General features: G+C 70.8%; 23 protein-coding genes. 15 read left to right on the forward strand and 8 right to left on the reverse strand.

Annotated elements, in window-relative coordinates; all coding sequences use genetic code 11:
* Positions 1 to 94: 94 nt before the first annotated feature.
* Both tal and tkt read right to left on the reverse strand, forming a co-directional pair.
* Entirely contained in the window at positions 95 to 1,213 is a 1,119-nt protein-coding gene (tal, locus tag IE275_RS32620; RefSeq protein WP_189715865.1) for a transaldolase, read from the reverse strand.
* Between the two features lie 34 nt (positions 1,214 to 1,247).
* Positions 1,248 to 3,335 carry a transketolase gene (gene tkt, locus IE275_RS32625; RefSeq protein ID WP_189715867.1) on the reverse strand — a complete coding sequence of 696 codons (2,088 nt, stop codon included), beginning with the start codon at positions 3,333 to 3,335 and terminating at the stop codon, positions 1,248 to 1,250.
* 412 nt (positions 3,336 to 3,747) lie between these two features.
* Here tkt and IE275_RS32630 point away from each other — a divergent pair, with 412 nt between their 5' ends.
* The 4 genes from IE275_RS32630 to IE275_RS32645 all read left to right on the forward strand — a co-directional run bounded on the left by IE275_RS32630 (position 3,748) and on the right by IE275_RS32645 (position 7,088).
* The gene (locus IE275_RS32630; RefSeq protein WP_189715869.1) at positions 3,748 to 4,701 is read left to right on the forward strand and encodes a heme o synthase; all 954 of its coding nucleotides are present in this window, start codon (positions 3,748 to 3,750) and stop codon (positions 4,699 to 4,701) included.
* A 97-nt stretch (positions 4,702 to 4,798) separates the two neighbouring features.
* Positions 4,799 to 5,131 carry a hypothetical protein gene (locus IE275_RS32635; protein ID WP_189715871.1) on the forward strand — a complete coding sequence of 111 codons (333 nt, stop codon included), beginning with the start codon at positions 4,799 to 4,801 and terminating at the stop codon, positions 5,129 to 5,131.
* Positions 5,132 to 5,213: 82 nt separating this feature from the next.
* A complete protein-coding gene (locus tag IE275_RS32640; RefSeq protein WP_189715873.1) occupies positions 5,214 to 6,320 on the forward strand; it encodes an amidohydrolase family protein in 1,107 nt (368 codons plus the stop codon).
* Positions 6,321 to 6,338: 18 nt separating this feature from the next.
* Positions 6,339 to 7,088, forward strand: coding sequence for a nucleotidyltransferase domain-containing protein (locus tag IE275_RS32645; protein WP_189715875.1), 750 nt, complete (start codon positions 6,339 to 6,341; stop codon positions 7,086 to 7,088).
* A 22-nt stretch (positions 7,089 to 7,110) separates the two neighbouring features.
* Here IE275_RS32645 and IE275_RS32650 read toward each other — a convergent pair whose 3' ends face one another.
* From IE275_RS32650 to IE275_RS32665, 4 genes are all read right to left on the reverse strand, one after another.
* Positions 7,111 to 8,121, reverse strand: a complete 1,011-nt coding sequence (locus IE275_RS32650) for a COX15/CtaA family protein (protein WP_189715877.1) — start codon at positions 8,119 to 8,121, stop codon at positions 7,111 to 7,113.
* 124 nt (positions 8,122 to 8,245) lie between these two features.
* The gene (locus IE275_RS32655; protein ID WP_189715879.1) at positions 8,246 to 9,016 is read right to left on the reverse strand and encodes an ABC transporter permease; all 771 of its coding nucleotides are present in this window, start codon (positions 9,014 to 9,016) and stop codon (positions 8,246 to 8,248) included.
* Entirely contained in the window at positions 9,013 to 9,936 is a 924-nt protein-coding gene (locus IE275_RS32660; RefSeq protein ID WP_189715881.1) for an ABC transporter ATP-binding protein, read from the reverse strand. The genes IE275_RS32655 and IE275_RS32660 overlap by 4 nt, the downstream gene beginning before the upstream one ends.
* A gap of 100 nt (positions 9,937 to 10,036) precedes the next feature.
* The gene (locus IE275_RS32665) at positions 10,037 to 10,891 is read right to left on the reverse strand and encodes an AAC(3) family N-acetyltransferase (protein WP_189715883.1); all 855 of its coding nucleotides are present in this window, start codon (positions 10,889 to 10,891) and stop codon (positions 10,037 to 10,039) included.
* 173 nt (positions 10,892 to 11,064) lie between these two features.
* On the opposite strand from IE275_RS32665, the gene IE275_RS32670 reads away from it, so the two are divergent.
* The 8 genes from IE275_RS32670 to IE275_RS32705 are packed head-to-tail and all read left to right on the forward strand — an operon-like array spanning position 11,065 to position 17,679.
* On the forward strand, positions 11,065 to 11,817 hold the full coding sequence (locus IE275_RS32670) for a helix-turn-helix transcriptional regulator (RefSeq protein ID WP_189715885.1): 753 nt from the start codon (positions 11,065 to 11,067) through the stop codon (positions 11,815 to 11,817).
* A complete protein-coding gene (gene sufB / locus IE275_RS32675; RefSeq protein WP_189715887.1) occupies positions 11,814 to 13,238 on the forward strand; it encodes a Fe-S cluster assembly protein SufB in 1,425 nt (474 codons plus the stop codon). Before IE275_RS32670 ends, sufB begins: the two co-directional genes overlap by 4 nt.
* 59 nt (positions 13,239 to 13,297) lie before the next feature.
* Positions 13,298 to 14,527: a Fe-S cluster assembly protein SufD gene (gene sufD, locus IE275_RS32680; RefSeq protein ID WP_229870780.1), complete on the forward strand. Its 1,230-nt coding sequence runs from the start codon at positions 13,298 to 13,300 to the stop codon at positions 14,525 to 14,527.
* Positions 14,524 to 14,841, forward strand: a complete 318-nt coding sequence (locus IE275_RS32685; protein WP_152167939.1) for a non-heme iron oxygenase ferredoxin subunit — start codon at positions 14,524 to 14,526, stop codon at positions 14,839 to 14,841. Before sufD ends, IE275_RS32685 begins: the two co-directional genes overlap by 4 nt.
* Positions 14,842 to 14,848: 7 nt before the next feature.
* Positions 14,849 to 15,613, forward strand: a complete 765-nt coding sequence (gene sufC / locus IE275_RS32690; RefSeq protein ID WP_189715889.1) for a Fe-S cluster assembly ATPase SufC — start codon at positions 14,849 to 14,851, stop codon at positions 15,611 to 15,613.
* Positions 15,610 to 16,866 carry a cysteine desulfurase gene (locus tag IE275_RS32695; RefSeq protein ID WP_189715891.1) on the forward strand — a complete coding sequence of 419 codons (1,257 nt, stop codon included), beginning with the start codon at positions 15,610 to 15,612 and terminating at the stop codon, positions 16,864 to 16,866. The genes sufC and IE275_RS32695 overlap by 4 nt, the downstream gene beginning before the upstream one ends.
* Positions 16,867 to 16,882: 16 nt before the next feature.
* Positions 16,883 to 17,350 carry a Fe-S cluster assembly sulfur transfer protein SufU gene (sufU, locus tag IE275_RS32700; RefSeq protein ID WP_189715893.1) on the forward strand — a complete coding sequence of 156 codons (468 nt, stop codon included), beginning with the start codon at positions 16,883 to 16,885 and terminating at the stop codon, positions 17,348 to 17,350.
* A complete protein-coding gene (locus IE275_RS32705; protein ID WP_102911749.1) occupies positions 17,347 to 17,679 on the forward strand; it encodes a metal-sulfur cluster assembly factor in 333 nt (110 codons plus the stop codon). The genes sufU and IE275_RS32705 overlap by 4 nt, the downstream gene beginning before the upstream one ends.
* Before the next feature lie 138 nt (positions 17,680 to 17,817).
* On the opposite strand, the gene IE275_RS32710 is transcribed toward IE275_RS32705, so the two are convergent.
* Positions 17,818 to 18,666 carry an AbfB domain-containing protein gene (locus IE275_RS32710; RefSeq protein WP_189715895.1) on the reverse strand — a complete coding sequence of 283 codons (849 nt, stop codon included), beginning with the start codon at positions 18,664 to 18,666 and terminating at the stop codon, positions 17,818 to 17,820.
* Positions 18,667 to 18,887: 221 nt separating this feature from the next.
* Here IE275_RS32710 and IE275_RS32715 point away from each other — a divergent pair, with 221 nt between their 5' ends.
* The 3 genes from IE275_RS32715 to dapD all read left to right on the forward strand — a co-directional run bounded on the left by IE275_RS32715 (position 18,888) and on the right by dapD (position 21,040).
* Positions 18,888 to 19,208, forward strand: coding sequence for a DMT family transporter (locus IE275_RS32715; RefSeq protein WP_189715897.1), 321 nt, complete (start codon positions 18,888 to 18,890; stop codon positions 19,206 to 19,208).
* Positions 19,208 to 19,759, forward strand: a complete 552-nt coding sequence (locus IE275_RS32720; protein ID WP_189715899.1) for a TetR/AcrR family transcriptional regulator — start codon at positions 19,208 to 19,210, stop codon at positions 19,757 to 19,759. Before IE275_RS32715 ends, IE275_RS32720 begins: the two co-directional genes overlap by 1 nt.
* Before the next feature lie 291 nt (positions 19,760 to 20,050).
* The gene (gene dapD / locus IE275_RS32725; protein WP_189715901.1) at positions 20,051 to 21,040 is read left to right on the forward strand and encodes a 2,3,4,5-tetrahydropyridine-2,6-dicarboxylate N-succinyltransferase; all 990 of its coding nucleotides are present in this window, start codon (positions 20,051 to 20,053) and stop codon (positions 21,038 to 21,040) included.
* Positions 21,041 to 21,397: 357 nt separating this feature from the next.
* Here dapD and IE275_RS32730 read toward each other — a convergent pair whose 3' ends face one another.
* Positions 21,398 to 21,541, reverse strand: a complete 144-nt coding sequence (locus IE275_RS32730) for a hypothetical protein (protein ID WP_189715903.1) — start codon at positions 21,539 to 21,541, stop codon at positions 21,398 to 21,400.
* Positions 21,542 to 21,651: the final 110 nt, after the last annotated feature.

Here is a 21,651-nt window from a genome sequence, read left to right on the forward strand (position 1 = left end):
GACCAGGCCCGACGGCCCCGCGATACGCGGGAGCCGTCGGTCCGAGGGGTCACGAAGCGGGTTCGCTCCGGAACCGGAGAGGGGGGACAAGGTCTCAGCCCTCCGAGGGGGCGAGGCGCTCCAGCTCCGCCTCGGTCGACTTGAGCAGGTCGTTCCAGGACGCCTCGAACTTCTCGACGCCCTCGTCCTCCAGCAGCTGCACCACGTCGTCGTACGAGATGCCGAGCTTCTCGACCGCGTCGAGTTCCGCGCGGGCCTGCTCGTAGGTGCCGGCGATGGTGTTGCCGGTGATCCCGCCGTGGTCGTCGGTGGCCTGCAGGGTGGCCTCCGGCATGGTGTTCACCGTGTTCGGCGCCACCAGGTCGTCGACGTACAGGGTGTCCTTGTACGCCGGGTCCTTCACGCCGGTCGAGGCCCACAGCGGACGCTGCTTGTTGGCGCCCGCGCGCTCCAGCGCCGTCCAGCGGTCGCCCGCGAAGACCTCCTCGTACGCCTGGTAGGCGAGCCGGGCGTTGGCGAGGGCCGCCTTGCCGCGCGCGGCCTTGGCCTCGTCGGTGCCCAGCGCGTCCAGGCGCTTGTCGATCTCGGTGTCCACGCGGGACACGAAGAAGGACGCCACCGAGTGGATCAGGGAGAGGTCGAGGCCCTTCTCACGGGCCTTCTCCAGACCCGCCAGATAGGCGTCCATGACCTCGCGGTAGCGCTCCAGCGAGAAGATCAGCGTGACGTTGACGCTGATGCCGTTGCCGATGACCTCGGTGATCGCCGGCAGACCCGCCCGGGTCGCCGGGATCTTGATCAGGGTGTTGGGGCGGTCGACCAGCCAGGCCAGCTGCTTGGCCTCGGCGACCGTCGCCCGGGTCTCGTGCGCCAGGCGCGGGTCGACCTCGATGGACACCCGGCCGTCCTGGCCGCCGGTGGCCTCGTAGACCGGGCGCAGGATGTCGGCGGCGTCCCGGACGTCCGCCGTCGTGATCATGCGGATGGCCTCGTCGACGGTGACCTTGCGGGCCGCGAGGTCGGCGAGCTGCTGCTCGTAGCCGTCACCGCCGCTGATCGCCTTCTGGAAGATCGACGGGTTGGTGGTGACGCCCACGACGTGCTGCTGGTCGATCAGCTCGGCGAGGTTGCCCGAGGTGATCCGCTTGCGCGACAGGTCGTCCAGCCAGATCGCGACGCCTTCTTCGGAGAGGCGCTTCAGTGCGTCTGTCATGGAAAATGCATCTCCTACGTGTCGTGTATGGGCGTCAGCGCTGGGCGCCGGCGAGGGATTCCCGCGCCTTCGCGGCCACGTTCTCGGCAGTGAAGCCGTACTCGCGGAAGAGGACCTTGCCGTCGGCCGAAGCACCGAAGTGCTCCAGGGAAACGATGCGGCCGGCGTCCCCGACGTACTTGTGCCAGGTCAGACCGATACCGGCCTCGACCGAGACACGGGCCTTCACCGACGGCGGCAGGACGTCGTCCCGGTACGCCTGGTCCTGCTCCTCGAACCACTCCACGGACGGCATGGAGACCACCCGGGTCGGCACGCCGTCGGCCTCGAGCTGCTCGCGCGCCTCGACGGCGACGTGCACCTCGGAACCGGTCGCGATCAGGATCACCTCGGGCGCCCCGGTGGACGCCTCGAACAGGACGTAACCGCCCTTGGCGGTGTCCTCGTTGGGCTCGTACGTCGGCACACCCTGGCGGGTCAGCGCCAGACCGTGCGGGGCGCCCTTGCCGAAGACCTTGGTCCAGCGCCGCAGGATCTCGCGCCAGGCGATCGCGGTCTCGTTGGCGTCGGCCGGGCGGACCACGTTCAGGCCCGGGATGGCGCGCAGCGAGGCGAGGTGCTCGATCGGCTGGTGGGTGGGGCCGTCCTCGCCGAGACCGATGGAGTCGTGGGTCCACACGTAGGTCACCGGCAGGTGCATCAGCGCGGACAGGCGTACGGCGTTGCGCATGTAGTCGGAGAACACGAGGAACGTGCCGCCGTAGATGCGGGTGTTGCCGTGCAGCGCGATGCCGTTCATCTCCGCGGCCATGGAGTGCTCGCGGATGCCGAAGTGGATCGTGCGGCCGTAGGGGTTCGCCTCGGGCAGCGGGTTGTCCGCGGGCAGGAACGACGACGTCTTGTCGATCGTGGTGTTGTTGGAGCCCGCGAGGTCGGCCGAGCCGCCCCACAGCTCCGGGATCACCGCGCCGAGGGTCTGGAGCACCTTGCCGGACGCGGCACGGGTGGCGACGCCCTTGCCGGGCTCGAAGACCGGGAGCTTCTCCTCCCAGCCGGCCGGCAGCTCGCCCGCGGCGATGCGGTCGAACTCGGCGGCGCGCTCGGCGTTGTTGTCGCGCCAGAGCTGGAAGGACTTCTCCCACTCGGCCTTCGCCTGGGCGCCGCGCTCCAGGGCGCCGCGGGTGTGGGCGATGACCTCGTCGGCGACCTCGAAGGTCTGCTCCGGGTCGAAGCCCAGGACGCGCTTGGTGGCCGCGACCTCGTCGTCACCGAGCGCCGAGCCGTGCGCGGCCTCGGTGTTCTGCGCGTTGGGGGCGGGCCAGGCGATGATCGAGCGCATCGCGATGAAGGACGGCTTGTCCGTCACCTGCTTCGCGGCCTCGATCGCGTTGTACAGGGCGTGCGGGTCGAGGTCGCCGTCCGGCTTGGGGGCGACCCGCTGCACGTGCCAGCCGTACGCCTCGTAGCGCTTGACCGTGTCCTCGGAGACGGCCGTCTCGGTGTCGCCCTCGATCGAGATGTGGTTGTCGTCCCACAGCAGGACCAGGTTGCCGAGCTTCTGGTGGCCGGCCATCGAGGACGCCTCGGCGGAGATGCCCTCCTGGAGGCAGCCGTCACCCGCGATGACGTACACGAAGTGGTCGAAGGGCGACTCGCCCTGAGCGGCCTCGGGGTCGAACAGACCGCGCTCGTAGCGGGCGGCCATCGCCATGCCCACCGCGTTGGCGACACCCTGGCCCAGCGGGCCCGTCGTCGTCTCCACGCCCGTGGTGTGACCGTACTCGGGGTGACCCGGGGTCTTCGAACCCCACGTACGGAAGCTCTTCAGGTCGTCCAGCTCCAGGCCGAAACCGGCCAGGTACAGCTGGGTGTAGAGGGTCAGGGACGAATGGCCCGCGGACAGCACGAAGCGGTCGCGGCCGACCCAGTCGGCGTCCGCCGGGTCGTGCCGCATCACCTTCTGGAAGAGGGTGTAGGCGGCGGGGGCCAGGCTCATCGCCGTACCGGGATGGCCGTTGCCGACCTTCTGTACGGCATCGGCGGCCAGGACGCGGGCGGTGTCCACGGCCCGCTGGTCCCATTCGGTCCACTCGAGGTCTGTGGTGGTCGGCTTGGTGCTCACCCTGGGTCAGGGCTCCTCTCCACATGTCGAATACCGGCTTCTTCGGGCGCGCGCCCACCGGCTGCCGGGGCACTGGATGTGCACCGGCCGCTGTCGAGCCTACCCCCGTAAGGACGTGCGTTTTTTCGAGTCATTCCAGACTGCCGGGCCGTGCCGGGATCCGCCTCCCGACTGGCCCGTTCCGCATTCAGCACATGAATACGGAGCCGCTCATCTGACTGCTCAATCGAGCCTCAGTGCGACCTTTGAGCGACCGCCGGGCCGACCCCTCGCGCCGCTGGTGGCGGGCCCCTCCCAACACGACCCCACCCCCACGAAGGCCGGGGTATGGGCAACGTCTACAGTGGCGTGGTACGCGTGAGCCTTTACCCGCCATTCACATCGGGAGGCTCGCTGGGAGTCTCTGTCAGGGGTGTGCGTGACGGCCGTTGAATCCCGTCCAGTGGGGATCGTCGGGACGAGCCAGAGCCCGAGCCGGCGGCCGTTCGGGGCCCGGGTCAAGGCGTTCGTGGCGCTGACCAAGCCGCGGATCATCGAGCTGCTGCTGATCACCACCGTTCCGGTGATGTTCCTGGCGCAGCAGGGTGTGCCCGACCTCGGCCTGGTGCTCCTGACCTGCCTCGGCGGCTATCTGTCCGCGGGTGGCGCCAACGCGCTGAACATGTACATCGACCGTGACATCGACGCGCTGATGGACCGCACCTCGCAGCGTCCGCTGGTGACCGGGATGGTCAGCCCGCGTGAATGTCTCGCCTTCGGTATCACCCTCGCGGTGGTGTCCACGCTGTTGTTCGGGCTGACCGTCAACTGGCTGTCGGCCTGGCTCGCCCTCGGCGCGCTCCTCTTCTACGTCGTCGTCTACACGATGATCCTCAAGCGCCGTACCTCGCAGAACATCGTGTGGGGCGGCATCGCCGGCTGCATGCCGGTCCTGATCGGCTGGTCCTCGGTCACGAACTCCCTGTCGTGGGCGCCGGTCGTCCTCTTCCTCGTCATGTTCTTCTGGACGCCGCCGCACTACTGGCCGCTGTCCATGAAGGTGAAGGACGACTACGCGCGCGTGGGCGTGCCGATGCTGCCGGTCATCGCCTCCAACAAGGTGGTCGCCAAGCAGATCGTGATCTACAGCTGGGTGATGGTCGCCGTCTCGCTCGCGCTCACCCCGCTGGGCTACACCGGCTGGTTCTACACCGCGGTCGCGCTGGTGGCGGGCGGCTGGTGGCTCTGGGAGGCGCACGCCCTGCACGCCCGTGCCAAGGCCGAGGTCCGCGGCGCCAAGCTGAAGGAGATGCGGCTGTTCCACTGGTCCATCACCTATGTGTCGCTGCTGTTCGTGGCGGTGGCCGTGGACCCCTTCCTGCGGTAGTTCCCCCGCTCCGTACGGCATGCCGGCCGGGGTGCGTGGTCAAGGCCACGCACCCCGGCCGTCGCCGTTCGATCTACCCGTCGGTAGCATCCTGGCCATGGCAGACACGCAGCAGGTTGACGCGAAGGACGGGCGCCGGGTCGCCCGGCTGGCGAAGCAGATCGGCGCCTTCTCCCGGCAGCACGGCGGGGCCGAGGGCCAGGTCGCGTACATCGGGGAGCGCGGCGCCCGGATCGTGCTCGTCGGCGAGGACGGCGGCTGGGGCGACCTCGTGGCCCCCTCCGTCGAGATCGCCCGGAAGGCCGTGGAGAAGGCCGGGATCACGGTCCACGAGTCCTTCGACGGGGAGTTCGCGGCGAAGGTGACGACCGGCCCGTACGAATGGACCCGCATGGCCGGAATCCAGCTCGGCGGTCCGAAGAACGGCTGAAGCCGCCCCGCCAGCAACACCTGACACCCGGTTCACCCGTTAGGACCTGAAGGAGTACGCGGTCCGCCTCACGGGAGTCCCGATGATCGAAACGCCGTCCTTGGTGGACCAGTACTGCCACGGCGTCCTGAGAACGGAACTGGGCCTCGGCACGTTCGAGGCCCAGTTGGCCCGCACCGAGGGCCCGCCCGCCCCGGGCACGACGCTGTTCGACACCCAGACCGGGTTCGCCGTACGCCGTTGGTGCCCCCCGCTGCTGGGCCTGGAACCGCACTGTGCGCCCGCCCGCTATCTCGCCCGCCGCCGTGAACTCGGCGTACTGGAAACGGGCCGGCGGCTGCTGCGCGGCAGCGGCATCACCACGTACCTCGTGGACACCGGGCTGCCCGGCGACCTCACCGGACCCGGTGAGCTGGGCTCCGCGGGAGCCGCCGAGGCCCGCGAGATCGTACGCCTGGAACTCCTCGCCGAGCAGGTCGCCGACACCTCCGGCACCGTCGAGTCCTTTCTCGCCAACCTCGCCGAGTCGGTCCACGGGGCCGCCGCCGAGGCCGTCGCCTTCACCTCCGTCGCGGGCGTCCGGCACGGCCTGGCGCTCGCGCCCGAACCGCCCGGGCCCGGAGAGGTGCGCGGCGCCGCGGGCCGCTGGCTGGCCGGACGCCGGGTCGGCGGCGAGCTGAGCGACCCGGTGCTGCTGCGGCACCTGCTGTGGATCGCCGTCGCCTCCGGCCTGCCGCTCCAGCTGCACGCGGGGCTCGGCGAGAGCGGCCTGCGCATCGACCGCACCGATCCCGTGCTCCTGACGGACTTCGTGCGCGCCACGGCCGGCCTGGGCACGGACCTCGTACTGCTGCACGCCTACCCCTACCACCGGCACGCCGCCCACCTGGCCGGGGTCTTCCCGCATGTGTACGCCGACTCCGGTGCCGCGCTGGTGCGCACCGGTGCCCGGGCCGCGAACGTCCTCGCGGAGACCCTGGAACTGGCTCCCTTCGGCAAGATCCTCTTCTCCAGCGGGGGGCAGCGGCTGCCCGAGCTCCACGTGGTCGGCGCCCGCCTCTTCCGCGAGGCGCTGGCCCGGGTGCTGGGCGGCTGGGTCGCCGAGGGCGCCTGGTCCCTGACGGACGCCCAGCGCGTGGCGGGCCTGATCGCGGCGGGCAACGCACGACGGGTGTACGGGCTGGACTGAGACGCACAGACTGGGCGCATGACACGCCGTACGGACGCCTTACTGGACCGTTTCCTCGCCGGGCTCGCGGCGCTGGACCCCACCGCCGTCTGGGCCCACGGTTCGCTCGCCGGGGGCGACTACCAGGAGGGCCGCAGCGATCTGGACCTGGTCGCGGTCCTGGCGGGGCCCGTCACACCGCGCGCGGTGTGGGCCCTGGCCCGGCTGCACGCCCGGCTGCGCGGCGAGCCGCTCGCCCCGCTGCTGCACTGCACCTATCTCACCCCCGGCACGGCGGCCGGACCTGAGCGGCGACACCTCACCTGGGCGCACGGCGAACTGTTCCGGCGGCCGGTCACCCCCGTGACCCGGCGTGAACTGCACGACTTCGGCCGGGTCCTGCGAGGGCGGGCGCCGCGCGCGGTCCTCCCGCCCGTACCTGACCGTGAACTCGACGACTTCGTCGTCCGTGACCAGCGGGAGTTCTGGCGGCCCCACGTGGACCGGGCGGCGCTGTGGCGGCAGGACGTCTGGGTCGACCTGGGCCTGCTGACCTTCGCCCGGGCCACCGCCGTCCTGCGGGACGGCCGGCTGATCTCCAAGCGGGAGGCGCTGGACCTGCTGCCCGGCCTCGGGGCGCCCGCCGAGGTCGTCGAGGACATCGCCGCGCGCCGCTACGACGACCGGCGCGCCGCCCCGCCCGGGGCGGCCTGGACCGAGCGCAGGGCGGGGCTGACCCGCGCCTGGCTGGCCCCCGCGATCGACGCTCTGGTGACGGCGTACCGCTGACCCGGGCGTCGGGCGTCGGGCGTCAGGCGCGGGACCCGGCCGTCACCTCGGCCGCGGGCTCCGGCAGCCGGACCGCCGGCCCGGGGCGTTCGCGCAGGGCCAGCAGCACGCGCAGGACCGCGATCCACACCAGCGCCGAGCCGAACATGTGCAGGCCGACCAGCACCTCGGGAAGGTTCGTGAAGTACTGGACGTAACCGATCACGCCCTGGGCGAGCAGGACCAGGAACAGGTCCCGGGTGCGGTCCAGGGGGCCCTTGGGGGAGTCGACCGCCTTGAGGACGAACCACAGGGCGAAGGTCAGCGACACCACGATCCAGGCCAGCACGGCGTGCACCTTGCTGACCGTCTCCCAGTCGAGCGGCATCCGCGCGACCTCGCTGGAGTCGCCCGCGTGCGGGCCCGCGCCGGTCACCACCGTGCCGACCAGGATCAGCAGCACCGAGGCCGCGACCAGGAACCACACCAGCTGCCGGACGGCCCCGCCGACCAGCGGACGGGGCTCCCCGTCGCCCTCGCGCGTGCGCTGCCACATCACCGTGGCCACCGCGATCAGGGCCGACGTGGCCACGAAGTGCGCGGCGACCGTGTACGGGTTGAGGCCCACGAGGACCACGATCCCGCCGAGCACCGCGTTGCTCATCACGATCCAGAACTGCGCCCAGCCCAGCCGGGTCAGCCCCCGGCGGTGGGGCGCGGTGGAGCGCGCGGCGATGATCGCCCAGCCGACGGCCGCGCACAGCACGTACGTCAGCATGCGGTTGCCGAACTCGATGGCGCCGTGCAGGCCCATCTCGCTGGTCGCCGTGAGCGAGTCGGTGGTGCACTTGGGCCAGGTCGGGCAGCCGAGACCGGAGCCCGTGAGCCGTACGGCACCACCGGTGACCACGATGAGCACCGACATCACGAGGGCGCTGAGGGCCGCGCGCTCGACCGTCCGGGGTTCCGGGGTCCAGCGGGCGGCGATGAAGGCGAGCGGGTTGCGCACGGCCGCGAGGGCGTCGGCGCGGGTCACGTTTGGCACGCCGTCCATCGTAGGGGGCCGCTTGTGCACGCTTTCACGAGGGGTCCCCGCAGGTCCCCGGCCGGTCCCGGGGTGACCGGCCGGTTACTCCCGGCGGCAGAACCGGCCGGCTGCTCCCGGCGGAAGCGGCCGGCTACTCCCAGCGGAAGAACCGCCCCGCCGCCGCGAGCCCCACGACGGCCCACACCGCGAGGATCCCCAGATCGCCCCAGGGCATCCCGGCGCCGTGCTGGAGGACGTCCCGCAGGCCGTCGGAGAGGGCCGTGATCGGCAGCAGGCCGAGTACGTCCTGGGCCGCGGGCGGAAACTTGTCCAGCGGGACGATGACCCCGCCGCCCACCAGCAGCAGCAGGAAGACCAGGTTGGCCGCGGCCAGGGTCGCCTCCGCCTTCAGCGTGCCGGCCATCAGCAGACCGAGGCCCGAGAAGGCGGCCGTGCCCAGCACCAGGAGCAGCAGGACCGCGAGCGGGCCGCCCTGCGGGTCCCAGCCGAGCGCGAGGGCGATCGCCGTCAGCAGGATCACCTGGAGAACCTCGGTGACCAGCACCGACGCGGTCTTCGCGGTCATCAGCGCCCAGCGCGGGAGCGGAGAGGACGCCAGCCGCTTCAGGACGCCGTAGCGGCGCTCGAAGCCGGTCGCGATGGCCTGGCCGGTGAAGGCCGTGGACATGACCGCGAGCGCCAGGATGCCCGGGGCCAGGAAGTCCACCGCCTCGCCCGCGCCCGTGTCCACGATGTCCACGCTGCTGAACAGGGCCAGCAGCAGCGTCGGGATCACGACGGTGAGCAGCAGCTGCTCGCCGTTGCGCAGGAGCATCTTCGTCTCCAGCGCCGCCTGGGCCGCGATCATGCGGGCCAGGGGCGCCGCGCCCGGCCGGGGGGTGTAGGTACCGGTGGCGGTCACGCGCGCAGCTCCTTGCCGGTCAGCTCCAGAAAGACGTCTTCGAGGGTGTGCCGCTCCACCGAGATCCGGTCCGGCATCACCCCGTGCTGCGCGCACCACGAGGTGACCGTCGCCAGCAGCTGCGGGTCGACCTTGCCCGTCACCCGGTACGAGCCCGGGGTCAGCTCGGCGGCCGCGCTGTCGGCGGGCAGGGCCTTGAGCAGGGAGTTCACATCGAGACCGGGGCGGCCGATGAAGCGCAGGGTGTTCTCGGCGCCGCCGCGGCACAGCGCGTCCGGGGAGCCCTTGGCGATGACCCGGCCGCCGTCGATGATCGCCACGTCGTCGGCCAGTTGCTCGGCCTCGTCCATGTGGTGCGTGGTGAGGACGACCGAGACGCCGTCCGTGCGCAGGTCGCGGACCAGGTCCCAGGTGGCGCGGCGGGCCTGCGGGTCGAGACCGGCGGTGGGCTCGTCGAGGAACACCAGCTCCGGGCGGCCGACCACGGCCATCGCCAGCGCGAGGCGCTGCTGCTGGCCGCCGGACAGCCGCCGGTACGTCGTCCGGCCGCAGGAGCCGAGGCCGAGCCGCTCGATCAGGGCGTCCACGTCCAGCGGGTGGGCGTGCAGCTTCGCCACGTGCCGCAGCATCTCGTCGGCCCGCGCGCCGGAGTAGACGCCCCCGGACTGGAGCATCACCCCGATCCGGGGGCGCAGCTCGGCGGCCTGCCGGACGGGGTCGAGGCCGAGGACGCGCACGGTGCCGGAGTCCGGCCTGCGGTACCCCTCGCAGGTCTCGACGGTGGTCGTCTTCCCCGCGCCGTTGGGGCCGAGGACGGCGGTGACGCCCGCCCGTGCCGTCAGGTCCAGGCCGTCCACGGCGGTTTTCGTCCCGTACCGCTTCACCAGGGCCTGGACCAGGACGACGGGCTCAGTTCGCATGGCTCAAGAGTCTAGGTTCGCGTGACGGCGCTCCGACCGGCGGGTGCGGGAACCGGCCACCTGTGGGGGACCACCGGGGGTACTACGGGGGCTACGGGGCTCATGGGGCCTCCTGCGCCCCGGTCGGCGGTGTCCGACGGGCGGGGCGGGCAGACGGCGGTTCCTCCGCCCGTGACCGGTGCAGCGGCAGCCACCGCCGCGCGTAGGCCACGGCGTCCGCGACCGGGAACAGCCGCGCGTCGGCGGCGCCCACCGTCCCCCGTACGACCGGCCGGTCCCGTTCGAAGTCGTGGCCCAGCTCGTCGAAGCGGTCGGAGAGGATCGACACCTCGGTGACGACCTCCCAGCCGCCGCCGGGCGCGGGCCGGCCCACCTCGACGAGCGGGGACTCGATCCGGTACTCGGCCAGGTGGAAGCTGGTGCAGGTGTCGTATCCGGCGCCCAGCAGCAGCACCCGTGCGCCCCGCTCCTCCAGCCGGGCCAGCGGGCTGTGCTCGCCGAGCCGGCAGTCGGGGGCGTGGCCGTCGAGGATCTCCGCCGCGCGTGGGCCGAGCGCCGCGAACGACGTCTGGGGGTGCGCGCTGCGCAGGGCGCCGGGCCAGGTGCGGACGGTCTCGGGGATCACCCCGACGCCCCGGGTCGGGGTGACGAGGGGGTCGTAGGCGGGCATGGTGGCGCGGATCGTCTCCCACCACTCGCGCGGCACCGGCGGACTGCCCCACACCGCCGGGTCGGACAGGTCGCCCGACTGGGTGGGGACGACGAGGGTGCCGTGCGGGCCGAGGGCGTCGAGCAGGCCCTGGACGACCGCGACGGCGCCTCCGCAGACCCAGCCGAGTGAGCTGAGGGAGGAATGGACGAGGAGTGTTTCTCCCGGTTCGACACCCAGGGTCCGCAGCTCGGCCGCGAGGGTCTCGCGGGTGACAAGTGGGCCGGTGGGAGGGGGTGTGGGCATGGTTCCGCAGTGTCCCTGCCAGGCGCCTCGCAGGCCAGTGGATTACTTGCCTTCCTGATCGATCAAAGATCGTTTCCGCAGGTCAGATTAGGTATGCCTAAGTGACGCAGGGCACCGTCCCGCCGTCCGGTCGCGGCTTGCCTGCCTCTGAGGAATTACGCAACAATGGCGTTGTGAAAAACGTCGGCGAGGCTCGGGTGACCCCCGCGGGGGCGCCTCAGGACGAGCTCGCGACCGGAGAGCGCTCGACGCGCAACCGGGTCGCGCGCTCCATCCTGGACCACGGGCCGTCGACCGTGACCGAGCTGGCCGGGCGACTGGGGCTCACCCCCGCCGCCGTCCGCCGCCACCTCGACGCGCTGGTCGCCGACGACGTCGTTCAGGCCCGCGAGCAGCGGGTGTACGGAGCACGGACCCGCGGGCGCCCCGCCAAGGTCTTCGCCCTCACCGACTGCGGCCGGGACGCCTTCGACCAGTCCTACGACACGCTCGCCGCGGACGCCCTGCGCTGGATCCAGGAGCGCTTCGGCGGGGACGAGGCGGTCGTCGCCTTCGCCCGCGCGCGGATCGCCGAACAGGCCGCCGCGTACCGCGCGGCGATCGAGGCCGCGGAACCCGAGGAGCGCACCGAGGCCCTGGCCAGGGCCCTGAGTGCCGACGGGTACGCTGCAACGGCGCGCAGCGCGCCCCTCCCGCAGCACGGCGAGCAGCTCTGCCAGCACCACTGCCCCGTGGCGCATGTCGCCGAGAAGTTCCCGCAGCTCTGCGAGGCGGAGACCGAGATCTTCTCCCAGCTGCTCGGCACACACGTCCAGCGGCTGGCGACCATCGCCCACGGCGACGGCGTCTGCACGACGTTCATCCCCAAAGTTTCATCGACCACCCACAACACATCTGCAAGCACCGCCGGGAGGAACCCCGCATGACGCTCCCCATCGAGGAGACTGCCCACCCCGAGCTCGAGGGTCTGGGCAACTACGAATATGGCTGGGCCGACTCGGACGTGGCCGGTGCCTCTGCCAAGCGCGGCATCAACGAGGATGTCGTCAAGGACATCTCCGCCAAGAAGTCCGAGCCGGAGTGGATGACCAAGCTCCGCCTCAAGGGCCTGCGCCTGTTCGAGAAGAAGCCCATGCCGAACTGGGGCTCCGACCTCTCCGGCATCGACTTCGACAACATCAAGTACTTCGTGCGGTCCACGGAGAAGCAGGCGGAGTCCTGGGAGGACCTGCCCGAGGACATCAAGAACACCTACGACAAGCTGGGCATCCCGGAGGCCGAGAAGCAGCGCCTCGTGGCCGGTGTCGCCGCCCAGTACGAGTCCGAGGTCGTCTATCACCAGATCCGTGAGGACCTGGAGGAGCAGGGCGTCATCTTCCTCGACACCGACACCGCGCTGAAGGAGCACCCGGAGCTCTTCAAGGAGTACTTCGGCACCGTCATCCCGGTCGGCGACAACAAGTTCGCGTCGCTGAACACCGCGGTGTGGTCCGGCGGCTCCTTCATCTACGTGCCGAAGGGCGTGCACGTCGAGATCCCGCTCCAGGCCTACTTCCGGATCAACACCGAGAACATGGGCCAGTTCGAGCGGACCCTGATCATCGTCGACGAGGGTGCCTACGTGCACTACGTCGAGGGTTGTACGGCCCCGATCTACAAGTCGGACTCGCTGCACAGCGCCGTGGTCGAGATCATCGTCAAGAAGAACGCCCGCTGCCGCTACACGACCATCCAGAACTGGTCGAACAACGTCTACAACCTGGTCACCAAGCGCGCCGTCGCCTACGAGGGCGCGACCATGGAGTGGATCGACGGCAACATCGGCTCCAAGGTGACGATGAAGTACCCGGCCGTCTACCTGATGGGCGAGCACGCCAAGGGCGAGACCCTCTCCATCGCCTTCGCGGGCGAGGGCCAGCACCAGGACGCCGGCTCCAAGATGGTCCACATGGCGCCGAACACCTCGTCCAACATCGTGTCGAAGTCCGTGGCGCGCGGTGGCGGCCGCACCTCCTACCGCGGTCTCGTCGAGATCGGCGAGGGCGCCCACGGCTCGAAGTCCAACGTGCTGTGCGACGCGCTGCTCGTGGACACCATCTCGCGCTCCGACACGTACCCCTACGTGGACGTCCGCGAGGACGACGTGTCCATGGGCCACGAGGCGACCGTCTCCAAGGTCTCCGAGGACCAGCTCTTCTACCTGATGAGCCGCGGTCTGAGCGAGTTCGAGGCGATGGCCATGATCGTGCGTGGCTTCGTCGAGCCCATCGCGAAGGAGCTGCCGATGGAGTACGCGCTGGAGCTCAACCGGCTGATCGAGCTGCAGATGGAAGGCGCGGTCGGCTAACCACCGCTCCGTCCCCCATCAAGCCCCTTACGTAACGGAAAGCGAGCATTACGACAGCCATGGCTGAGGCTCAGAACGCCCCCACTCTCGGATCCGCTCGAGCGGGGGGACCCCCACCCGCGGGGTCGACCACCGCGGGCGCGATCGCGGTCGCCGCAGAGTCGACCGTCGCCACGCGCATGAGCGCGCCCCCGTCCTTCGACGTGGCGGACTTCCCGGTTCCGCACGGCCGCGAGGAGGAGTGGCGGTTCACTCCGCTGGAGCGCCTGCGCGGGCTGCACGACGGCACCGCCGTCGCCACCGGCGGCGGACTCAAGGTCGCCGTCGACGCCCCCGAGGGCGTCGTCGTCGAGACCGTCGACCGCGACGACGCCCGCCTCGGCCGGGCCGGCACCCCCGTGGACCGGATCGCCGCCCAGGCCTACTCCGCCTTCGAGAAGGCCGGCGTGATCACCGTCCCCAAGGAGACGGTCCTCACCGAGCCGATCCGGGTCGCCGTGCACGGCGAGGGCGGCACCGCCTTCGCCCACCAGGTGATCGAGCTGGGCGCCTTCGCCGAGGCCGTCGTCGTCATCGACCACACCGGTGACGCCGTGCTCGCCGCCAACGTCGACTACGTCCTGGGCGACGGCGCCAAGCTCACCGTCGTCTCCGTCCAGGACTGGGACGACAAGGCCGTGCACGTGGCCCAGCACAACGCCCTCGTCGGCCGCGACGCCACCTTCAAGTCCGTCGTGGTCACCTTCGGCGGCGACCTCGTACGCCTGCACCCGCGCGTGGCCTACGCCGGCACCGGCGGCGAGGCCGAGCTGTTCGGCCTCTACTTCACCGACGCCGGCCAGCACCAGGAGCACCGCCTGCTGGTCGACCACAACGTCCCGCACTGCAAGTCCAACGTCGTGTACAAGGGCGCCCTCCAGGGCGAGGACGCGCACGCCGTGTGGATCGGTGACGTGCTGATCGAGGCCAAGGCCGAGGGCACCGACACCTACGAGATGAACCGCAACCTGGTCCTCACGGACGGCGCGCGCGTCGACTCGGTGCCGAACCTGGAGATCGAGACCGGCGAGATCGTCGGCGCCGGCCACGCCTCCGCCACCGGCCGCTTCGACGACGAGCAGCTCTTCTACCTGATGGCCCGCGGCATCCCGGCCGACGAGGCCCGCCGCCTGGTGGTCCGCGGCTTCTTCGCCGAACTGGTCCAGCAGATCGGTGTCGACGACATCGAGGAGCGCCTGATCGCCAGGATCGAGACCGAGCTGGAGACCGTGTCAGGATCGGGTCGATGACCTTCGTACGCGCCTGTGGCCTGAGCGAGCTGGAGGAGGACACCCCGAAAAGGGTGGAACTCGACGGCACGCCGGTCTCGGTCGTGCAGACCGAGGGGGAGGTGTTCGCCATCCACGACATCTGCTCCCACGCGAACGTCTCGCTCTCCGAGGGCGAGGTGGAGGACTGCCAGATCGAGTGCTGGCTGCACGGCTCCGCGTTCGACCTGCGCACCGGCAAACCGTCCGGCCTTCCCGCGACGCGCCCCGTCCCCGTTTACCCCGTAAAGATCGAAGGGGACGACGTGCTCGTCTCCCTCACCCAGGAGTCCTGAGGCCACCATGGCAACGCTTGAAATCCGAGACCTGCACGTCACCGTCGAGGCCGACAACGCCACGAAGGAGATCCTCAAGGGCGTCGACCTGACCGTGAAGCAGGGCGAGACGCACGCCATCATGGGCCCCAACGGCTCCGGCAAGTCGACCCTCGCCTACTCCCTCGCGGGTCACCCGAAGTACACGATCACCGGCGGCACCGTGCTGCTCGACGGCGAGGACGTCCTGGAGATGTCCGTCGACGAGCGCGCCCGCGCGGGCCTGTTCCTGGCGATGCAGTACCCGGTCGAGGTCCCCGGCGTCTCGGTCTCCAACTTCCTGCGCACCTCCGCCACCGCCATCCGCGGCGAGGCCCCCAAGCTGCGTACCTGGGTGAAGGAGGTCAAGGAGGCCATGGCGCGGCTGAACATGGACCCCTCCTTCGCCGAGCGCAACGTCAACGAGGGCTTCTCCGGCGGTGAGAAGAAGCGCCACGAGATCCTTCAGCTGGAGCTGCTGAAGCCGAAGGTCGCGATCCTCGACGAGACCGACTCCGGCCTGGACGTCGACGCCCTGCGCATCGTCTCCGAGGGTGTCAACCGCGTCCGCGAGACAGGCGAGGTGGGCACCCTGCTCATCACGCACTACACGCGCATCCTGCGCTACATCAAGCCCGACTTCGTCCACGTCTTCTCCGGCGGCCGTATCGTCGAGTCCGGTGGCGCCGAGCTCGCGGACAAGCTGGAGAACGAGGGCTACGAGGCTTACACGAAGGGTGGCGTATCCGCGTGACACAGCTGCCGGGCCTCCTCGACACCGAGGCGCTCCGCAAGGACTTCCCGATCCTCGACCGGGTCCTGCACGACGGCAAGAAGCTCGTGTACCTGGACAACGCGGCGACCTCGCAGACGCCGCGCCAGGTCATCGACGTGCTCTCCGAGTACTACGAGCAGCACAACGCCAATGTCCACCGCGGCGTGCACGTTCTCGCCGAGGAGGCCACGGCGCTGTACGAGGGCGCGCGTGACAAGGTCGCGGAGTTCATCAACGCGCCCAGCCGCGACGAGGTGATCTTCACCAAGAACGCGTCGGAGTCGCTGAACCTCGTGGCGAACATGCTGGGCTGGGCCGACGAGCCCTACCGTGTGGACTCCGATACCGAGATCGTCATCACCGAGATGGAGCACCACTCCAACATCGTGCCGTGGCAGCTGCTCGCGCAGCGCACCGGCGCGAAGCTGAAGTGGTTCGGCCTCACGGACGACGGCCGTCTCGACCTCTCCGACATCGAGCAGGTCATCACGGAGAAGACGAAGATCGTCTCCTTCGTGCTGGTGTCGAACATCCTCGGCACGGTCAACCCGGTCGAGGCGATAGTCCGCCGTGCCCAGGAGGTCGGCGCGCTGGTCTGCATCGACGCCTCCCAGGCCGCTCCCCACATGCCGATGGACGTCCAGGCCCTCCAGGCCGACTTCGTGGCCTTCACCGGCCACAAGATGTGCGGCCCGACCGGCATCGGCGTCCTGTGGGGCCGCCAGGAGCTGCTCGAGGACCTGCCGCCGTTCCTCGGCGGCGGCGAGATGATCGAGACCGTGTCGATGCACTCCTCGACCTACGCGCCCGCCCCCCACAAGTTCGAGGCGGGCACGCCCCCGATCGCCCAGGCGGTCGGGCTGGGAGCGGCGATCGACTACCTGCAGTCGATCGGCATGGACAAGATCCTCGCCCATGAGCACGCGCTCACCGAGTACGCGGTGAAGAGGCTCGGCGAGGTCCCGGACCTGCGCATCATCGGCCCGGCCACGGCCGAGGACCGCGGTGCGGCGATCTCCTTCACGCTCGGCGACATCCACCCGCACGACGTGGGCCAGGTCCTCGACGAGCAGGGCATCGCGGTCCGCGTCGGCCACCACTGCGCGCGGCCCGTCTGCCTGCGGTACGGAATTCCCGCGACCACGCGAGCGTCGTTCTATCTGTACTCCACGCCGTCCGAGATCGACGCACTGGTCGAGGGCCTGGAGCACGTACGGAACTTCTTCGGCTGAGGGGCTGGCTGAGATCGTGAAGCTGGATTCGATGTACCAGGAAGTCATCCTGGACCACTACAAGCACCCGCACGGGCGGGGCTTGCGGGATGGCGACGCCGAGGTGCACCACGTCAACCCGACCTGCGGTGACGAGATCACCCTGCGCGTGAAGTACGACGGCACGAAGATCGAGGACGTCTCGTACGAGGGCCAGGGCTGCTCGATCAGCCAGGCGAGCGCGTCCGTGCTGAACGACCTCCTGGTCGGCAAGAGCCTGTCCGAGGCGCAGCGGATCCAGGAGACCTTCCTGGAGCTGATGCAGTCCAAGGGCAGGATCGAGCCCGACGACGCGATGGAGGAGGTGCTGGAGGACGCGGTCGCGTTCGCCGGCGTCTCCAAGTACCCGGCCCGGGTCAAGTGCGCCCTCCTCAGCTGGATGGCGTGGAAGGACGCGACGGCCCAGGCCCTGGGCGGAGCCGACGCCGAAAGGAAGACGGCATGAGCGAGACCGTTGAGATGAAGCCGGCCTCTGAGGAAGAGGTCCGCGAGGCGCTGTACGACGTCGTCGACCCCGAACTGGGTATCGACGTCGTCAACCTCGGCCTGATCTACGGCATTCACATCGACGACGCGAACATCGCGACGCTCGACATGACCCTGACCTCGGCGGCCTGCCCGCTGACGGACGTCATCGAGGACCAGGCCAAGTCCGCCACGGACGGCCTCGTCAACGAGCTGCGCATCAACTGGGTCTGGATGCCGCCGTGGGGTCCCGACAAGATCACGGACGACGGCCGCGAGCAGCTGCGGGCGCTCGGCTTCAACGTCTGAGAGTCCCTCGGACCGGATCTCCGGACGACACGAGAGCGGCGGCACCCTCGGGGTGCCGCCGCTCTCGTGTGCGTGGCCGCTCGGCCCGTTGCGCGCCGCCGCTCGGCGGCCGGCGCCCGGCCGCACGGCCGTCCGTCGTCAGTCCAGCCCGGCCACGAGCCGGAACGCGGAGTCCGCCCGGTACAGATCGCTGTGCTGGTACGTCTCCAGCCGGATCTGGAAGTCCTTGTGGCGGAGGAAGCGGCCCGGGTAGTTCACCGACTCCAGCATGACCGCGCCGGAGTAGGCGGAGGAGCGGGCGCAGAAGGTGGCGTCCTGCTTGAACAGCGAGGAGCCGTCGCTGCGTTCGGAGCGCAGGACGAAGTTGCGGTGGCGCAGGTACGTCCCGTCGGCCGTGGCGAAGGAGTAACAGGCGCTGTCGGCCAGGCCCTTGACCACGGTGAAGGTGGAGTCCTGGCGGGACTCCGAGCCGCGCACGCCGTCGAGCTTGACCAGCCCGCCGCTCACATGCCAGTACCGGTCCGGGTAGTTGACCGAGCGGACCGAGCGTTCCGTGGTGGCCGGCTCGGGGTCGGTCGGTTCCCCGGCCGGCGACGCGGCGGGCGAGGCCGAGGCGCGCGGTGTCGAACTCCCCTGGGGGCGGGGCGAGGAGCTGGCCGCGGACGCGGACGGGGAAGCGCTTTCCGTTTTTTCCTCGCCCTTCCCCTTCCCGTCCGAGGTGGACGTCCCGTTCGCGGAGGGGGTGGCGAAGGAGATGAGTCCGCCGTCGGTCTCGTCGTCCGACAGGGTCCGCCCGTCACGGGACTTCGACGCCTCGTCGACGGGCTTGTCGTTGATGGCGATCGCCGTCACGCAGGACACGATGGTGGCCACGGCGAGGGCACCGGCCAGCCAGAGCCGGCGGGTTCCGGGTGCCCGGGACGTGTCCGGGGCCCAGCCGTTCTCCCAGGGCTGTTCCTGGGGAGGCCGGGACTTGTCTATTGGCATGCGCTGTTCCTCCAGCGGCGGCTCTCGTGGGCGGCCGCGGCTGCGATGGCCCGGTGTATGAACGGTGAAACAGTAGTGGAAGCCGTGGCCTACGTTCAGCCGTTTGAGTGAGCGGTTTCCATAACACTTTCGTAGCCTCGGCACCCCCTCAACGAGGGTTCGGGCGACGGGAGTCGGGGCCGGACGCACAGCGGCGCCCGGTGATGTGTACGCTCGTACACATGGGATATCTGACGCTCGCCGGAGCCATCGCCGCCGAGGTGGCCGCGACGACCGCCATGAAGTACAGCGAAGGCTTCTCCAGACTCTGGCCCAGTGTGCTGACGGCCGTCGGCTACGTCGTCTCGTTCCTGCTCCTCGCCCAGACCCTCAAGTCCGTGGGCATCGGCACGGCCTACGCGATCTGGTCCGGCGCCGGCACCGCGACGATCGCCGTCCTCGGCCTGCTCCTCTTCGGCGAGGCCCTCACCCTGACCAAGATCGCCGGCATCGTGCTGATCGTCGGCGGCGTGGTGGTGCTGAATCTCGGCGGCGCGCACTGATGCCCCGCCGCTACGATCCCGAACGCCGCCAGCGGATCATCGACGCCGCCATCCGGGTCGTCGGGGAGAAGGGCCTGGCCGGCCTCAGCCATCGCACGGTGGCCGCCGAGGCGGACGTCCCCCTCGGCTCCACCACGTACCACTTCGCCACCCTCGACGACCTCCTCGTCGCGGCGCTCCGCCAGGCCAACGAGGGCTTCGCCAAGGTCCTGACGGCCCGCGGCGGCCTCTCCTCCCCGCACGCCGACCTCCCCACCGAACTGGCCGCCCTCCTCGGCGAATGGCTGGCCGGCGACCGCACCGGCGTGGAGCTGGAGTACGAGCTGTACCTCGCCGCCCTGCGCCGCCCCGCCCTGCGCCCGGTGGCCGCCGAGTGGGCCGACGACGCGGCCGCCCTCCTCTCCCACCGCACGGACCCCCGCACGGCCAGGGCCCTGGTGGCACTCATGGACGGCATCTGCCTCCAGGTCCTCCTGACGGACACGCCGTACGACGAGGAGTACGCCCGGGAGACGCTGAGCCGGCTGATTCCGGGGGCCGCAGGGGGCTGACGGCGTGGTGCGCATGTGGCGCTGATTCCGGGGGCCGCAGGGGGCTGACGGCGTGGTGCGCATGTGCCGCTGATCCCGCGGGCCGCACGGTGCCGACCGGCGCCGCCTCCGGTGCTCCCTCCGGCCCCCTCCGGTGCTCCCTCCGGCGGCCCCCGCCTTCAGGCCCCGGGAGGGCCGCGCCCGCCCTCCCCCTGGGGGACCGCCCCACGGCCCCGCAGGGCCGCGCCCGTCTCCTGAGACGCCCCCTCCGCTGGTTAGCCTCCGCACCCTTCGTCCGGTTAGGTTGCCCTCATGACCGATACGACTGCTCCTCGCACCACCGGCGCCGCGGCCGCCGGCCTCGCCACCCTCGCCGCCGACGGCACCGTTCTCGACACCTGGTTCCCCGCGCCCGAGCTCGTCGCCGAGCCCGGCCCGTCCGGCACCGAGCGGCTGAACGCCGAGAAGGCCGTGGAACTGCTCGGCGAGGGCGCGGCGAAGGCGATCGGCCCGGACGCCCGCCGTGGTGTGGAGGTCGTAGCGGTCCGCACGGTCATCGCCTCCCTCGACGAGAAGCCGATCGACGCCCACGACGTCTATCTCCGCCTGCACCTGCTCTCCCACCGCCTGGTGAAGCCGCACGGCCAGAGCCTGGACGGCATCTTCGGGCACCTGGCCAACGTCGCCTGGACCTCGCTCGGCCCGGTCGCCGTGGACGACGTCGAGAAGGTCCGCCTGAACGCCCGCGCCGAGGGCCTGCACCTCCAGGTGACGTCCATCGACAAGTTCCCGCGCATGACGGACTACGTGGCCCCCAAGGGCGTCCGGATCGCCGACGCCGACCGGGTCCGCCTCGGCGCGCACCTCGCCGAGGGCACGACCGTCATGCACGAGGGCTTCGTGAACTTCAACGCCGGCACGCTCGGCACGTCGATGGTCGAGGGCCGTATCTCGGCCGGCGTGGTCATCGGCGACGGCTCGGACATCGGCGGCGGCGCCTCCACCATGGGCACCCTCTCCGGCGGCGGCAACGTGATCATCGCCGTCGGCGAGCGCTGCCTCATCGGCGCCGAGGCGGGCGTCGGCATCGCGCTCGGCGACGAGTGCGTGGTGGAGGCCGGCCTGTACGTCACCGCGGGCACCCGCGTGACGATGCCCGACGGCCAGATCGTCAAGGCGCGCGAACTCTCCGGCGCCTCCAACATCCTCTTCCGCCGCAACTCGGTCACCGGCACGGTCGAGGCCCGCCCGAACAACGCGGTCTGGGGCGGCCTGAACGAGATCCTGCACAGCCACAACTGACCCTGGACGACCGGAGCGCCCTCCCGCACCCGTGTGGGAGGGCGCTTGTGTGTGGACCGGCGAGTGCCGGTTCGTGCGAGGGGTCGACGAGTACAGGAAGCTGAAGGCGGCGCGTCCGCTGTAGTTGCGCGCCGCGCACCGCCGACGCTGTGCCGGCACCGAGCTCGGCGCGGTCCTGGCGGCTGACCCGAGAGGGCCACTGCCCGGCCTGTCGCCGGTGCTGTCGGACCTCGGTGTCGGCGGCCTCTTCGAGGAGACTCAGGGCGTCGTTGTGGAACCGGCGTTCGGCTTCGCGGCACGGGGCGTCGAAGAAGGCTCGTCGGGCTTCGGCGAGGCCGCAGTGCAACAGGCCCATGGTCACGAACACGGCTTCCACTCCGTGACACCCGTTGTCCTCGAGGACTGCTGGAGCGTGTCGGTGTCGCCGGTCGTCCCCCAGACGGGCCGGGCGGTTTCCCGCATGGCGGCGATACGTGCCTGCCGGTCTGCGTCGAAGCTCACCGGGACCGCCTTCCGAGGGCTCCACAGGCCATCGCCCGGTCGGCGCCCGGCGCGATCGAGTTGCCGGGTCCGGCCCGTGGAAGTCGGTCGAAGTCGGTGGGGGAGGTGAG

The sequence above is a fragment of the Streptomyces phaeofaciens genome, from assembly GCF_014648915.1.
GTDB lineage: Bacteria > Actinomycetota > Actinomycetes > Streptomycetales > Streptomycetaceae > Streptomyces > Streptomyces phaeofaciens.

Coding starts and splice junctions, on each gene's coding strand:
- tal (WP_189715865.1), bottom strand. CDS start 1,213: ATGACAGACGCACTGAAGCGCCTCTCCGAAGAAGGCGTCGCGATCTGG.
- IE275_RS32635 (WP_189715871.1), top strand. CDS start 4,799: ATGGCAGACACGCAGCAGGTTGACGCGAAGGACGGGCGCCGGGTCGCC.
- IE275_RS32640 (WP_189715873.1), top strand. CDS start 5,214: ATGATCGAAACGCCGTCCTTGGTGGACCAGTACTGCCACGGCGTCCTG.
- IE275_RS32645 (WP_189715875.1), top strand. CDS start 6,339: ATGACACGCCGTACGGACGCCTTACTGGACCGTTTCCTCGCCGGGCTC.
- IE275_RS32650 (WP_189715877.1), bottom strand. CDS start 8,121: ATGGACGGCGTGCCAAACGTGACCCGCGCCGACGCCCTCGCGGCCGTG.
- IE275_RS32660 (WP_189715881.1), bottom strand. CDS start 9,936: ATGCGAACTGAGCCCGTCGTCCTGGTCCAGGCCCTGGTGAAGCGGTAC.
- IE275_RS32665 (WP_189715883.1), bottom strand. CDS start 10,891: ATGCCCACACCCCCTCCCACCGGCCCACTTGTCACCCGCGAGACCCTC.
- sufB (WP_189715887.1), top strand. CDS start 11,814: ATGACGCTCCCCATCGAGGAGACTGCCCACCCCGAGCTCGAGGGTCTG.
- sufD (WP_229870780.1), top strand. CDS start 13,298: ATGGCTGAGGCTCAGAACGCCCCCACTCTCGGATCCGCTCGAGCGGGG.
- IE275_RS32685 (WP_152167939.1), top strand. CDS start 14,524: ATGACCTTCGTACGCGCCTGTGGCCTGAGCGAGCTGGAGGAGGACACC.
- sufC (WP_189715889.1), top strand. CDS start 14,849: ATGGCAACGCTTGAAATCCGAGACCTGCACGTCACCGTCGAGGCCGAC.
- IE275_RS32705 (WP_102911749.1), top strand. CDS start 17,347: ATGAGCGAGACCGTTGAGATGAAGCCGGCCTCTGAGGAAGAGGTCCGC.
- IE275_RS32710 (WP_189715895.1), bottom strand. CDS start 18,666: ATGCCAATAGACAAGTCCCGGCCTCCCCAGGAACAGCCCTGGGAGAAC.
- IE275_RS32715 (WP_189715897.1), top strand. CDS start 18,888: ATGGGATATCTGACGCTCGCCGGAGCCATCGCCGCCGAGGTGGCCGCG.
- IE275_RS32720 (WP_189715899.1), top strand. CDS start 19,208: ATGCCCCGCCGCTACGATCCCGAACGCCGCCAGCGGATCATCGACGCC.
- dapD (WP_189715901.1), top strand. CDS start 20,051: ATGACCGATACGACTGCTCCTCGCACCACCGGCGCCGCGGCCGCCGGC.